At 56.1% G+C, this 14064-nt stretch carries 10 protein-coding genes; all 10 read left to right on the forward strand.

What is annotated here, in order from left to right; genetic code table 11:
• Window positions 1-152 precede the first annotated feature (152 nt).
• Window positions 153-2615, forward strand: a complete 2463-nt coding sequence (gene topA, locus RB2501_RS05565; protein ID WP_015753783.1) for a type I DNA topoisomerase — start codon at window positions 153-155, stop codon at window positions 2613-2615.
• Between the two features lie 18 nt (window positions 2616-2633).
• Window positions 2634-3791: a formimidoylglutamase gene (locus RB2501_RS05570; RefSeq protein WP_041327007.1), complete on the forward strand. Its 1158-nt coding sequence runs from the start codon at window positions 2634-2636 to the stop codon at window positions 3789-3791.
• A gap of 114 nt (window positions 3792-3905) precedes the next feature.
• Complete coding sequence (porK, locus tag RB2501_RS05575) at window positions 3906-5261, forward strand: T9SS ring complex lipoprotein PorK/GldK (RefSeq protein WP_041327008.1); 1356 nt, start codon at window positions 3906-3908, stop codon at window positions 5259-5261.
• Between the two features lie 77 nt (window positions 5262-5338).
• Entirely contained in the window at window positions 5339-5989 is a 651-nt protein-coding gene (gene porL / locus RB2501_RS05580; protein ID WP_041327010.1) for a type IX secretion system motor protein PorL/GldL, read from the forward strand.
• A 57-nt stretch (window positions 5990-6046) separates the two neighbouring features.
• Window positions 6047-7615: a type IX secretion system motor protein PorM/GldM gene (gene porM, locus RB2501_RS05585; RefSeq protein ID WP_041327011.1), complete on the forward strand. Its 1569-nt coding sequence runs from the start codon at window positions 6047-6049 to the stop codon at window positions 7613-7615.
• An 81-nt stretch (window positions 7616-7696) separates the two neighbouring features.
• Window positions 7697-8599 carry a type IX secretion system ring subunit PorN/GldN gene (gene porN / locus RB2501_RS05590; RefSeq protein ID WP_015753788.1) on the forward strand — a complete coding sequence of 301 codons (903 nt, stop codon included), beginning with the start codon at window positions 7697-7699 and terminating at the stop codon, window positions 8597-8599.
• A gap of 87 nt (window positions 8600-8686) precedes the next feature.
• On the forward strand, window positions 8687-9748 hold the full coding sequence (locus tag RB2501_RS05595) for an NAD(P)/FAD-dependent oxidoreductase (RefSeq protein ID WP_015753789.1): 1062 nt from the start codon (window positions 8687-8689) through the stop codon (window positions 9746-9748).
• 91 nt (window positions 9749-9839) lie between these two features.
• Complete coding sequence (locus tag RB2501_RS05600; protein ID WP_015753790.1) at window positions 9840-11786, forward strand: ABC-F family ATP-binding cassette domain-containing protein; 1947 nt, start codon at window positions 9840-9842, stop codon at window positions 11784-11786.
• A 127-nt stretch (window positions 11787-11913) separates the two neighbouring features.
• On the forward strand, window positions 11914-12786 hold the full coding sequence (locus RB2501_RS05605) for a leucine-rich repeat domain-containing protein (RefSeq protein WP_041327012.1): 873 nt from the start codon (window positions 11914-11916) through the stop codon (window positions 12784-12786).
• Between the two features lie 145 nt (window positions 12787-12931).
• A complete protein-coding gene (locus RB2501_RS05610) occupies window positions 12932-14062 on the forward strand; it encodes an efflux RND transporter periplasmic adaptor subunit (protein ID WP_015753792.1) in 1131 nt (376 codons plus the stop codon).
• Window positions 14063-14064 lie beyond the last annotated feature (2 nt).

The raw sequence follows: 14064 nt of genomic DNA on the forward strand, positions 1-14064 counted from the left end.
TATTGATATTTCCTGTAAGGCCGGGTTTGGTTTGCGGCCCTTCGGGAAAGGATACCCGCCGCCGGGAATGTCATTTTCCGCATCCCCCGATACGGCCGGCAGGTGCGGATATTAAAAAATTCGGCTACTTTTGTGATCCTAATTTATAAGGAATGGCAAAAAACCTGGTAATCGTGGAGTCGCCTGCAAAGGCAAAAACCATTGAAAAATTCCTGGGGAAGGACTTCAAGGTAACCTCCAGTTTCGGGCATATTGCCGACCTGCCCTCGCGGGAACTCGGGGTGGATGTAGACAAGGACTTCAGTCCGAAATACGTGGTCGATAAGGAGAAGAAGGCACTGGTCAAGAAGTTGAAGGAACTCGCCTCGAAGGCGGAAACCATCTGGCTGGCCAGCGATGAGGACCGGGAAGGGGAGGCCATTTCCTGGCACCTGGCCGAGACCCTGAAACTGGACGCCGACAAGACCCGGAGGATTGTCTTTAATTCCATTACCAAATCGGCTATCCAGAAGGCCATTGAGAACCCGAGGAAAATCAACTACGACCTGGTCAACGCCCAGCAGGCGCGCCGGATCCTGGACCGTCTGGTAGGGTATGAATTGTCGCCCGTCCTCTGGAAGAAAATCAAGCCGGGCCTCTCCGCTGGCCGGGTGCAGTCGGTGGCCGTACGCCTGATTGTGGAACGGGAGCGGGCCATCGAGGAATTCGAACCGCAGAGCAGCTTCAAGGTTGCCGCCGAATTCCGGACGGAAAACGGGGCCACCCTGCCCGCCAAACTCAATGAGAGCTTCGATACCGAAACGGAGGCTCAGGAATTCCTGGCGGGGCTGGCCAACGCCTCCTTTGCCGTGGACAGCCTGGACACCAAACCTGCTAAGAAATCCCCGGCTGCGCCGTTTACCACTTCCACCCTCCAGCAGGAAGCTTCCCGCAAACTCTATTTTTCGGTCTCCCGTACCATGCAGGTCGCCCAGCGGCTCTACGAAGCGGGGCTTATTACCTACATGCGTACGGACAGCGTGAGTTTGTCCGGGGAGGCCATTGCGGCTGCCAAGGAAGAAATTGTAGGGAATTACGGGGAAAAGTACAGCAAAGTCCGGAAGTTCCAGTCAAAATCCAAAGGGGCCCAGGAGGCGCACGAGGCCATCCGTCCCACCGATATGGGGCTGCAGCGCCCCAACGTAGAGCGCGACCAGGCCCGGTTATACGAGCTGATCCGCATGCGGACCCTGGCCTCGCAGATGAGTGACGCCCAGCTGGAGCGCACCCAGGTAAAGATCCGCAACGACCGGGACGACCGCCTCTTCAGCGCGAACGGGGAGGTGATTAAATTTGACGGGTTCCTGAAAGTGTATCTGGAAGGCAAAGACGAAGAGGACGCCGAAGAACAGGACGGCATGCTCCCGGCCATGCAGGTAGACGAGGCGCTGACCAACAACTACATCACAGCCACCCAGCGGTTTACCCGACCGCCGTACCGGTATACGGAGGCTTCCCTGGTCAAAAAGCTGGAGGAACTCGGGATTGGCCGCCCCTCCACGTATGCCCCGACCATTTCCACGATCCAGAATCGCGGGTATGTCGAAAAAGGCACAGTGGACGGCACGGAGCGGGAGTACCTGCAACTCACCCTGGAAGGAGGCGGCGTGAAGCGGAAGGAATTGAGCGAAACCGTGGGATCGGACAAGGGCAAGCTCGTGCCGACGGATATCGGGATGATCGTCAACGATTTCCTGGTGAGCCATTTTGCCAATATCCTGGATTACAATTTTACCGCCAAGGTGGAAAAGGACTTTGACGACATTGCCACAGGGGAGGAAGACTGGCAGGATGTGCTTCGGGATTTCTATAAGGATTTCCACCCGAATGTGCTCGATGTCGAGGAGAATGCAGACCGCGCCAGCGGGGAACGCGTTTTGGGAACCGACCCGGAGACCGGGCGGCAGGTGGCCGTGCGTTTGGGCCGGTTTGGCCCCATGGTACAGATCGGGACAGCGGACGAGGAGGAGAAGCCCCAGTTTGCCAGTTTGCTCCCGGACCAGTCCCTGGCCACCATCACCTATGACGAGGCGATGGAGTTATTTAAGCTGCCCCGGAAACTGGGCACCTTTGAAGGGGATGAGGTGGAGGCCAATGTGGGCCGGTATGGCCCGTATGTGCGCTACGGCAAAAAATTCGTTTCCCTGGACGAGGGTGAAAGCGTCTTTGACGTGGACATGGAGCGGGCTGCCGAGCTGATCCGCGCCAAGAAAAAACAGGACGCCCCGATTGCCTCCTATGAGGATAAGCCGGTGACCAAGGGCAAGGGCCGGTTTGGGCCGTTCATCAAATGGGACGGCATGTTTATCAACGTTCCCAAGAAATACGATTTCGACAACCTGAGCCAGGCGGATATCGAAGAACTGATCGAAGCCAAGAAGAAGAAAGAGGCCGAGAAGCTCGTCCGGGAGTGGCCCGAGGAGGACATCCGGATTGAGAAGGGCCGCTGGGGACGCCATACGGTGATCAAGGGCCGCAAAAAGGTAGACTTGTCCAAGGACGTGGACCCGCAGGCGGTGACTCTCGAGGAAGCACAGGAACTGCTCAGCAAGAAGAAAACGCGTAAAAAATCCTAAAAACAGACCCGGGGTTCTATGGCATTCGATTTCTTACTTCCGGTTCCCCAGCGCGTATTGGCCCACTGTGAATTGCTGCCCGCCCAGGCACTGGGACGCACCATTTACAAGCATACGGAAAAGGAGGGGTTGCCCGTCCTGGCAGGGGCCACCTTTGCCCTCCTGGGCGTGTACGAATCCCGCAATGCCTTTATCAAGAAAACGAGCCGCCTGGAACTCGAGGAGATCCGCATGCAGTTTTACCGGCTTATGGAGGGGAACTGGAATGGCACCATCATCGATTTGGGGGACATCGACGAGGGGGAGACCGTTAAAGACACCTATTTTGTGGTCCGGGAAATCATCGCCGAGCTGCTCGAGGAGAAGATCATCCCGATTGTGATCGGCGCTACCCAGGATATTACCTACCCGGCCTACCGGGCCTTTGACAAGATTATCGACATGGTCAACCTGGTGGCCGTGGACAGCCGTTTCGACTTCGGGGCGGAGGAGGAACTGATCTCCTCCAATTCCTATATGAGCAAGATCATCACGGACAAGCCCAACAACCTGTTTAATTTTTCGAATATCGGGTACCAGAGTTATTTCAATGCCCAGGAGGAGATCGACCTGATGGAGCGGCTGTTTTTCGACGCCTACCGCCTGGGGGAAATTACCTCCGACGTGGGCCTGGCCGAACCGGTGTTGCGCAATGCGCACCTTGTCAGTATTGACGCCCGGGCCATCCGGGCCTCCGAAATGGGTCTGCCCGACACGTTTTCGCCCAACGGTTTCACGGGGAGGGAGATCTGTGCCATTGCCCGGTATGCGGGTATGGGCGACAAGATTTCCGCCTTCGGGATCTTTGAGATGGAAAACAACGTCCAGTCCTTCCAGCTGGTCGCCCAGATTATCTGGTATTTCATGGAAGGCCACAACTTCCGGGTGGACGAACAACCGGACAGCGGCAGCAAGGATTTCAACAAGTTCATCGTCCCCTGCCAATCCGAACAACTTCACTTCTACAACAGTACGCTTACGGGGCGCTGGTGGGTGGAGGTCCCAAACCTCCTCGGCGCGCATACTAAACCCGATTCGCCGGCGTTATTACCATGCACCGAACAGGACTATCTGGACGCCTGCGATCAGAATATTCCGGACCGGTGGTTTAAAGCCTATAAAAAAGGTTTTAACTAAAGCCGTTTAATTGCACGAGATTAGGCCGGTACGTACAATAAATTATTCAATTTTCTGTTTTAGTGAATAATCGAAGATAGTACCGTACAGTCTTAACCGAAATTAACCTAAAGTATGAAGAAGCTATTGTTAACGTCTATAGCGTTTGTTTTTTTGCTCAGCAGCTGCGGTTCCAAATCCAAAGGGGAACTGGTAGGCGTTAAAGGCAAAAAGTGGTACCCGGAAAAACCCTACGGGATGGAACTGATTCCCAGGGGTGCTTTCATTATGGGAAAGAGTGAAGAAGACATGGCCAATGTAATGAACGCTCCTACCAAAACAGTTACTGTCCGGTCCTTTTATATGGACGATACGGAAATTACCAATAGCGAGTACCGGCAGTTTGTAGAGTGGGTCAAGGATTCCATTGTACGGACCAAGCTGGCCATCCTGGCCGACGAGCTGGGGATGGGTCCGGAGGATGACGGAATCGGCCGTTACGCCTTTAAGGATGCAGATACTGCCAACCTCTCGGTTTATGACAAGTACATGCTCGATAACTACGCCGGTTTTGGCGAGGACTATTACGAGGGCCGCGCCCTGAACAAGGACGAGGACCTGATCTGGGATACCCGGGATTACCCGGACGTCTATTACGCAGAGGTGATGGATTCCATGTACCTCCCGGAGGAAGAAACCTACAACGGGCAGCGGACTATCGACGTGACGAAACTCAACTACAAGTATACCTGGATGGATATCGAAGCTGCCGCCCGCGCCAAGGAAGGCCGCCGGAAGGACTTCATCCGTCAGGAAATCACCGCGATCTACCCGGATACCACGGTATGGATCCGCGATTTTGAATACTCCTATAATGAACCGATGCACAACGATTACTTCTGGCACGATGCCTACAGCGACTATCCGGTTGTAGGGGTATCCTGGAGCCAGGCCAAGGCGTTCTGCAACTGGCGGACCAAATTCAAGAACGACGACCAGCGTGCCCGCGGCAAGCAATTCGTCAACCAGTTCCGCCTCCCGACGGAGGCCGAATGGGAATACGCGGCCCGCGGAGGCATCGAAGGGGGTACGTATCCCTGGGGTGGCCCGTACGTGATCAGCGACACGGGTTGCTTTATGGCGAATTTCAAGCCCCAGCGCGGGGACTATGCGGCCGATGCCGCCCTTTACACCGTGGAGGCCAAATCTTATGAACCCAACGATTTCAACCTGTACAATATGGCCGGTAATGTATCGGAGTGGACAAACTCCAGCTACTACCCGGGGTCCTATGAATACGCTTCAACCATGAACCCGAATGCCGACAGCCAGAACAATACGCGGAAAGTGATCCGGGGCGGTTCCTGGAAAGACGTGGCGTATTTCCTGCAGGTGAGTACCCGGGATTACGAATACAAGGATTCCGCCCGAAGCTACATTGGCTTCCGGACCGTCCAGGATTACATGGGGGAGGAAGATTCCACCCAGTAAACCGCTTTTTAACACCATGCTTATCAAACCTTAACCCAATACTTATTTAACTTTAAACTTCTTTTAAATTCTTAATTATGGCACAGTCAAAATCAACAAAAAAGCTCTTTAACATGGCCTACGGCCTGGGTGCTTCGGTGGTAATCATCGGGGCGCTGTTCAAGATCCTGCACTGGGAATTCGGCCCGCTTACCGGTGGGTTGCTCCTCGCAGTCGGTCTGATCACGGAAGCCCTCATTTTTGCAATCAGCGCATTTGAGCCGGTGGACGACGAATACGATTGGTCTTTGGTCTACCCGGAACTCGCCGGAGCCCAGAGCAACAACCGTAAGAAACAAGCCGAAGAAGCCCAAGAGGCGGAAGGACTCCTCTCCAGGAAACTGGATGAGCTCCTCAAGGAAGCCAACATCGACGCCAGCCTGTTCAGCAGCCTGGGCGAGAGCATCCGCAACTTCGAAGGCGCTGCCAAGGGGATTGCCCCTACGGCCGATGCTATTGAGCACACCAAGAAATACTCCGAAGAACTTTCCCAGGCCGCTTCCCAGATGGAATCGCTCAACAGCCTGTACAAAGTTCAGCTCGAGAGTGCCAGCCGCCAGGCTTCCATCAACGAGGAAGTGGTGCAGAACGCCGGTGCCCTCAAAGAGCAAATGGAGTCCCTGGCCAGCAACCTGTCTTCGCTTAACGGCGTTTACGGCGGCATGCTGACTGCCATGAACAGAAACTAATTAGGTTGTCGTTCTAAATCCCAAATCAAAGTAACTGTTAACAACTAATTAGATATAATGGCATCAGGAAAACAAACGCCACGTCAGAAGATGATCAACCTTATGTACTTGATCTTCATTGCGATGCTGGCATTGAATATGAGCAAGGAAGTGCTGGCTGCCTTCGGTCTTATGAACGAAAAGCTGGAGACTTCCAATTCCAAGGCCACCGAAAACAACGAAGCGTTTTTGGCGAGCCTGGAAACCAAAGCGTCGGAGGACGCTGCCAAATATGCGGAGCTCTATCAGGACGCTCAGCAGATTAAGCAGCTGTCCCAGGAGTACTACACCTACCTCGAGGATTTGAAGGCGAGCATGGTGGAGGACATCGAGGACCCGACGGATTACACGGTAATGGACAAGTCCGATTACCTGGACCAGAAATTCTTCCAGGGCGATAACCTGGCCCCCCAGGGCAAGGAGTTCATGGAGCGCATCGAGGCCTACCGCACCCAGGTGCTGGGCATCCTCGGCGACGGCTTCCCGGAAGTTCAGGACGCGGTGAAGACGCGCTTCAAGACCGGAGATGAAAACGGCAAGGTAGAGCGCCGCGACGGGGTCAAAGTAGACTGGATCAACTACCACTACGAAGGCTTCCCGCTGATCGCTTCCCTGACCAAGATCACCTCCCTGCAATCCGACATCAAGGCCACCGAGGAGGCGGCCCTGAAGGCGATGCTGCAAGGCGAGCTGACTTCCCAGGTGTCCCTGACGAATTTCTCCACGCTGCTGGAGTCCGAGAAATCGGCCTTTTATGCCGGGGAGAAGTTTAACGGAAGCATTGTCCTGGGTAAAACCGACAAGACCGCCAAGCCTGTACGGGCCGAACTGACCCTGGACGGGCGCAAGCTCGCCGAAGGGAAGGATTACCAGCTCAAGGAAGGCGGCGTGGAAATGCTGATCGGAGCCGGCAGCCCCGGCGACCACGAGATTGCCGGTACCCTGATCTATATGCAGGACGGGGAGGAGACCGAGGTGCCTGTTAAAAACAGCTTCTCCACAATCTCCAAGCCGAATGCGGCTGTGATCTCTGCCGACAAGATGAACGTGGTATACCGCGGTGTTGCCAACCCGATGACGATCTCCATCCCGGGGATCCCGGACAACAAAGTGTCTGCTTCGGCCCCCGGCCTGAGCAAGCGCAGCGGCAGCAACTACGTGATGAACCCGGGTACGGGCCGTACGGTAACCATTACCGCTTCCGGTACGCTGCCCGACGGCCAGCGGATCTCGACCAACAGCGAATTCCGCATCAAGGATATCCCGAGGCCTTCCGGTACCATCCGGGGTGAGAGCGGCAGCGTGAAAATGCCCCGCAACAACCTGGAAATCGCCACCATCGGCGCCATGCTGGAAGACTTTGACTTTGACCTGAATATGGCCATCAGCGGCTTTAAGCTGAAAGTTCCCGGACAGCCCACCGTTGAGGTGAACGGCAACAAACTGGACGCGCGTGCCAAGGCAGCGTTGCGTCGGGCCGGGCGGGGTGATGCCATCCAGATCTTTGATATCGAGGCGTACATTACCAACAACCGGAGTTATAAGTTGAAGAAGGTATCTCCCGTGGTTGTGGAGATCACCAACTAGATTGAGAATTTAATTGAAAATCCGCGCAGCTCGGCACCAGGCCGGCTGCGCGGTAATTAAAGACCTAAATACTACAATACAATGAATTGGAAAAAAGCACTAGTACTCGGGGCGGTTGCCGCTCTTCCGGTGTCCGGGTGGGCGCAAGCCAACATCCTGAACGCCAAGAAGCCGGAAGAAATCGGCATGCGAACCGAGGCCCAGAAGGCGATGGATAACGATGCGCCCCTGGATTACGGATACGTGGACGACCGCGATATCCTGTGGTCCAAGACCGTATGGGAAGTCATCGACCTGGACGAGCGGGTGAATTTCCCGCTGTACTACCCGACGGACACCGTGGATATCGGCTCGGACCGCCGCTCCCTTTACGATGTTCTGATCAAGAATATCAAAAACGGGAAACTCACCGACGTTTACGTGGATTCCTATTTTACGGAGAAGCGGAACTTCAGCGACCTGCAGGCGACCCTCCAGAAGGTGGATACCACCGACCTGGGGTACGAGCAGGTAAACGCCGGGGAGCAGGTTTCGGCCGAGTACATCAACCGCCGGAACATCACGGCAGCCGACATCGAGGAATACCGCATCAAGGGGATGTGGTACTTCGACAAGCGGCAGGGGGAACTCAAGTACCGCCTGCTGGGGATTGCCCCGGTTGCTCCGGACGTGAACTTCATCGACGACGATTCGATGGCGCCGGAGGATGCGCTGGTGCCCCTGTTCTGGGTTTGGTACCCGAGCGCCCGGCAGATCCTGCACGAGGCCAAGGTATTCAACCAGGGAAATTCGGCACAACCGCTTTCCTTTGACATGTTGCTCAACGCCCGCAGGTTCAACGGGATGATCTATAAGGAAGACAACGTGCACGGAGACCGCGAGATACGCGATTACATTGCCGACAACGCGCTGTTCCAGCTCCTGGAGTCGCAGCGTATCAAAGAGCAGATCCGAAATCGCGAACAAGATATGTGGGCCTATTAAAAACGCCCTTTCCAATTCACATGTAGGACAGCCCCGGCCAGATAAGCCGGGGCTGTTTTTTTATCCGCCTTCCCTACCTTTGCAGCTATGTTTGATTACCTGATTGTCGGCTCGGGCCTGGCCGGGGTGGCCATGGCCGAAACCCTCCGGGAACGGGGCCGCACTATTTGCCTGTTCGACGACGCCTCCCGCAAGGCGTCCCTGGTGGCGGCGGGCCTGTACAACCCCGTGGTGCTCAAGCGGCTGAACCTCACCTGGAAAGGGGAGGAGCTCATGGATTTTTCCCTGCCGTTTTACGAGAAGCTCCAGCAACGGCTAAAGGGGCATTTCGATGAAAAGCTGCCCATCCTCAGGCGCCTGGCATCGGCGGAAGAACAGAATGCCTGGTTTGAAGCTGCAGACCGGCCGGGCTTGTCCCGCTTCCTGTCCACACGCCTGGTTCGAAATGTCCATGATGGCTTGCAGGCCCCCCATGGCTTCGGGGAGGTCCTGGAAACCGGCCGGTTGCACACGGCCCGCCTGCTCCATGCCTACCGGGAAGAGTTACATGAAAAAGGCCGGCTCCGGGCCGAGTCATTTGTTCACGGCGCCCTGGAATTAAACCGGGACCACCTGGCGTACAAGGGTATCCGGGCCCGAAGGATCATCTTCTGCGAGGGATTCGGGATGCGCGGCAACCCGTTTTTTGATTACCTGCCCCTGCAGGGCAGCAAGGGCGAACTCCTCACGGTGCGGATACCCGGTTTGGGGGAAACCCGGATCGTCAAATCGGATATCTTCCTGATCCCCCTGGGGGCAGACCGGTACAAGGTAGGCGCCACCTACGCCCGGAACGATTTTGACCCGGAACCCACGGCCCGTGCCCGGGAGGAACTCACCGCCAAACTCCGCAAAATCGTCAACCGGGACTTTGAAGTGGAGGGGCAATCCGCGGGTATCCGGCCAACAGTCCCGGACCGCCGTCCCCTGGTGGGCCGCCACCCGGAACACGATGCGCTATTTGCACTCAACGGGATGGGGTCGCGGGGCGTCTTGCTGGCCCCTTACGCAGCTGCCTGCCTGGCCGATTTCATGGAGGAGGGACGCCCCCTCCCGCCGGAGATGGACCTGTCCCGGTACGCGAAATTTTACGGCCGGACGGCTCCCTGATTCCCTTATTTTTCGGACTTTTGCAGGCGGACAGGGCATAGCGCCCGAAGGCGGACAGGGCGTAGCGCCCGACTAACAAGGCCATGAACCCATGATCAATGTACACAAGCTTACCGTCAGTTTTGCCGGGGAAGACCTCTTCTCCGAGGTTTCCTTCCGCCTGGGGGCGGGGGACCGGGTGGGTCTGATCGGGAAGAACGGTGCCGGGAAATCCACCCTCCTGCGCCTGCTGAGCGGGGAAACCCAGCCCACCTCGGGTACGATCGCCAGGGAAAAGGGCCTGCGCGTCGGATACCTGAAACAGGATATCGATTTTGAAAAGGGACGGACGGTCCTGGAAGAGGCCTACCAGGCCTTTGGGGAAATCAAGGCGCTGGAGAAGGAGCTGGAGCGCGTTAACCAGGCCCTGGCGGAACGGGACGATTACGAAAGCGAGGCCTATCACGACCTGATGGTCTCCCTGAGCGACACCACCCAGCGCTACGACCTGATCGGCGGGTACCGGTACGAAGGGGAAACGGAAAAAGTCCTGCTGGGTCTCGGCTTTAAACGCTCCGATTTCAACGCTCCCACCGAAACGTTTTCGGGCGGCTGGCGGATGCGGATTGAACTGGCCAAGCTCCTGTTGCAGGAAAACGACCTGTTGCTCCTGGACGAGCCGACGAACCACCTGGACATCGATTCCATTATCTGGCTGGAGGAATTCCTCCAGCAATTCCAGGGGGCCGTACTGCTCGTGTCCCACGACAAGATGTTCCTGGACCGGGTTACCAACCGGACCATCGAGATTTCCCTGGGCCGCATCTACGATTACCCGAAACCCTATTCCGAATTTTTGGAGCTCCGGGAGGAAATCCGCGAGCAGCAGCTCAACGCCCAGAAAAACCAACAGCGGGAGATTGAACAGGCCGAGCGGCTTATTGAGCGGTTCCGGGCCAAGTCCTCCAAGGCCTCCATGGCCCAGTCGCTGATCAAGAAGCTGGACAAGATGGAACGGATCGAGGTAGACCGGGAGGAAACCGGGGTCATGTCGCTTCGTTTCCCGTTGTCGGTCCGTCCCGGCAAGGTCATTGCGGAGCTGGAGGGCCTCTCCAAGGCCTATGGGGACAACCAGGTACTCCGGGATATCGACCTGCTGATTGAGCGGGGGAAGAAGATTGCCTTCGTGGGACAGAACGGGCAGGGCAAGACCACCCTGGCGCGGATACTGGTTGGGGAACTGGACCACAAGGGGACCTGCAAGCTGGGCCATAATGTCCAACTGGGTTACTTTGCCCAGAACCAGGCAGAATTCCTGGACGGGGAAAAAACCGTTGAAGAAACCATGGTGGATGCGGCGGACGAAAAATCCCGTCCCCGGGTCCGGGACATCCTGGGATCCTTCCTCTTCCGGGGCGAGGAGGTGGAGAAGCCCGTAAAAGTCCTTTCCGGGGGGGAGCGGAACCGGCTTGCCCTGGCGCGCATGCTGTTGCAGCCCTTTAACGTCCTGGTCATGGATGAGCCCACCAACCACCTGGACATCGCTTCCAAGCGGGTGCTCAAAGAGGCCCTCCAGCATTTTGAAGGCACCCTGATCCTGGTTTCCCACGACCGGGACTTCCTGCAGGGGCTCACCGGGGAGGTCTATGAGTTTCGCGATGGCGGCATCAAACCCTACCTGGGGGATATCGATTTCTATCTGGAGCAACGGCAGGCCGAGGATTTCCGGGCCATTGAAAAGCGAAGCCCGGAATCCCCGGAGGGAAAGAAGCAGGCGGGCACTCCAAATGACGGCAACGGGGGTGCTGCCGGCGGGGCGGATGCACACGCCAACCGGAAACGGAAAAAATCCCTGGGCAATAAACTGGGCAACCTGGAATCCCGGATTCACTCCCTCGAAAAGGAAATCGGGGAAATCGACCACCAGCTGTTGATGGACTACGATGCTACGATTGCCCACCCCGGCTTTTTTGACGACTACCAGCAGAAAAAGCAGGATCTGGAAAAGCTGATGAAGCAGTGGGAAGCGGTGGCAGCGGAGATCGAGGCACTCGGGTAAGCAGCTAGGTATATTGCTAAACCACAGAAATCCGGGTTTTCACAACAAAATACGCCCGTTTGTCGAATATTTGGGGTTCTTACAGCTCTGAATGTGTAATATTGTAAGTAAATTCTTTAATCAGGTGATGAAAAGACTCCTTACAGTTGTATGCCTTTTAGTCGGCCTGGCAGCCCTCGCAGAGGTGCCCGGGTCCGAGAAGCAGATCCTGGTGGACCTCTATGAGTCTACCAATGGAAAGCACTGGGTTCGCAAATGGAACCTGAAGGAACCCGTGGACACGTGGTACGGCGTTACGGTCCGCGACAACCGGGTTGTCGGGATTGAATTATTCCACAACAACCTGATGGGCCCGCTGCCGGAAAGCCTCGGGCAGCTCCAACAGCTGGAAACCCTGAACGTGGCCTTCAACAACCTGACGGGCCAGCTCCCGGCAACTATCTTTAAGCTTCGGAAACTCCGCGTACTGAAACTGGAGATGAACCGCCTGAAGGGCGAATTGCCCGAAACCGTCGGGAATTTGACCGAGCTCCGGGAATTATCCGTTTTCAATAACTTTTTGTCCGGCCGGATTCCCAATGGGATCGGTTCGCTGAAGCGCCTGGAGGTACTCAACCTGTCGAGCAACCAGTTTTTTGGCCGTATCCCGGAATCCATCGGGGAACTCAACAACCTGCGGGCCCTGGGCTTGTTTGAAAACCAATTATACGGCGATATTCCCGAAAGTATGGGGAACCTGGCCCAACTCAAGGAACTCGTGCTGTCCAATAACCGTCTGGGAGGTGCCATCCCGGAATCGTTTGGCCGGCTGGCGAGCCTTGAGGTCCTTCAACTCCAGAACAACGAATTCAATTCCTATCGGAACCTGGCGAACATGCAGACGGATAAGCTTCTCGTGTTCGACTACGACGAGGAGGAATCCGAGATCGACTTCAAAAACTTCGACTTTTCGCGGACCCGCATGGCCGACACGAAATTTGAGGACGACGTAGACAAGTAGCAGTTTAAGGTTAATGTATTGGAATGCAGTTGTTTGGGTGCCATAGGCACCCTTTTTTTATTACTTCCATTTAAGATATATTTAACGGAGGACGATTAAACTAATGGATAGTTTTGCGGTCTAATCCCTTGTCTAATCAACCCTCATGGATAAAAGAAAAATTATTTTATCGGTCCTCGGCATCCTGCTGATCGCGCTCTCGATCTATGCGGCGCAGGCGATTATCAGCAGCCGGACCACACCGACACCCCGGCCCAGTAAGGTGGTCAAGACCGTTTTTGTCGATACCGTGCGCAATACGTCCGTACCGATCATCGTCCCGGCCAACGGCACCCTTGTGGCCAGGAACCGCGTGGAGCTTTATTCGGAGGTGCAGGGCGTTTTCCAGCGCAGCAGCAAGCTCTTCAAGCCCGGGCAGAAATACAGCCGGGGTGAGCGCATCATTACCATCGATGCGGCCGAATACCGCGCAGGCGTCCAATCTGCCAAAAGCAACCTGTATAACCTGATAACCTCCGTCATGCCGGACCTTCGGCTGGACTACCCGGAGGTGAGCCCGAAATGGCAGGCCTACCTGACGAGTTTCGACCTGAACGAAACCACGCCGCCTTTGCCCGACATGCCGGACGAGAAGGAACGCTATTTTATTTCCGGCCGAGGCATCCTCACCAGCTATTACAATGTGAAAAACATGGAGGAGCGCCTGGCCAAGTACACCATCCGCGCCCCGTTCAACGGGGTGCTCACGGAAGCCCTGGTTACCGAAGGTACGCTGATACGTTCCGGACAGAAGCTCGGGGAATTCATCGATACGGGCGTGTACGAGCTGGAAGTGGCCATCAGCAAAACGTTCAGCGATCTGCTGGAGATCGGCGAGGAAGTGGAGCTCTCCAACCTGGAAGGGACCCGTACCTATTCCGGCACGGTTTCCCGCATCAATGCACGGGTAGACCAGAATTCCCAGACCATTACCGCATTTATCGAAGTCCGGGACCCCTCGCTTAAGGAAGGGATGTACCTGGAAGCCAACCTGAACGCCAAGAAGGAGCAGGATGCCATTGAGATCGACCGGGGTCTGCTGCTCGACAACGACCAGATATTCATCGTCAGGGACTCTATCCTGGACCTGATCGACGTCAACCCGGTTTACTTTACCGACAAATCCGTTGTACTCAAGGATGTCCCCGAAGGGGCAACCATTGTCTCCCGCCCGGTGGTGGGAGCCTACGCGGGGATGCTGGTAAAGGTTTATGAGGGGAACACCCAGACCAATTAACC

It is taken from the genome of Robiginitalea biformata HTCC2501 (assembly GCF_000024125.1).
GTDB classification, from domain to species: Bacteria; Bacteroidota; Bacteroidia; order Flavobacteriales; family Flavobacteriaceae; genus Robiginitalea; species Robiginitalea biformata.

Excerpts from the sequence above, each read along its gene's own strand:
- porK (WP_041327008.1), top strand. The coding sequence starts at position 3,906 with ATGAAGAAGCTATTGTTAACGTCTATAGCGTTTGTTTTTTTGCTCAGC.
- RB2501_RS05595 (WP_015753789.1), top strand. The coding sequence starts at position 8,687 with ATGTTTGATTACCTGATTGTCGGCTCGGGCCTGGCCGGGGTGGCCATG.
- RB2501_RS05570 (WP_041327007.1), top strand. The coding sequence starts at position 2,634 with ATGGCATTCGATTTCTTACTTCCGGTTCCCCAGCGCGTATTGGCCCAC.
- topA (WP_015753783.1), top strand. The coding sequence starts at position 153 with ATGGCAAAAAACCTGGTAATCGTGGAGTCGCCTGCAAAGGCAAAAACC.
- porM (WP_041327011.1), top strand. The coding sequence starts at position 6,047 with ATGGCATCAGGAAAACAAACGCCACGTCAGAAGATGATCAACCTTATG.
- porN (WP_015753788.1), top strand. The coding sequence starts at position 7,697 with ATGAATTGGAAAAAAGCACTAGTACTCGGGGCGGTTGCCGCTCTTCCG.
- RB2501_RS05600 (WP_015753790.1), top strand. The coding sequence starts at position 9,840 with ATGATCAATGTACACAAGCTTACCGTCAGTTTTGCCGGGGAAGACCTC.
- porL (WP_041327010.1), top strand. The coding sequence starts at position 5,339 with ATGGCACAGTCAAAATCAACAAAAAAGCTCTTTAACATGGCCTACGGC.
- RB2501_RS05610 (WP_015753792.1), top strand. The coding sequence starts at position 12,932 with ATGGATAAAAGAAAAATTATTTTATCGGTCCTCGGCATCCTGCTGATC.
- RB2501_RS05605 (WP_041327012.1), top strand. The coding sequence starts at position 11,914 with ATGAAAAGACTCCTTACAGTTGTATGCCTTTTAGTCGGCCTGGCAGCC.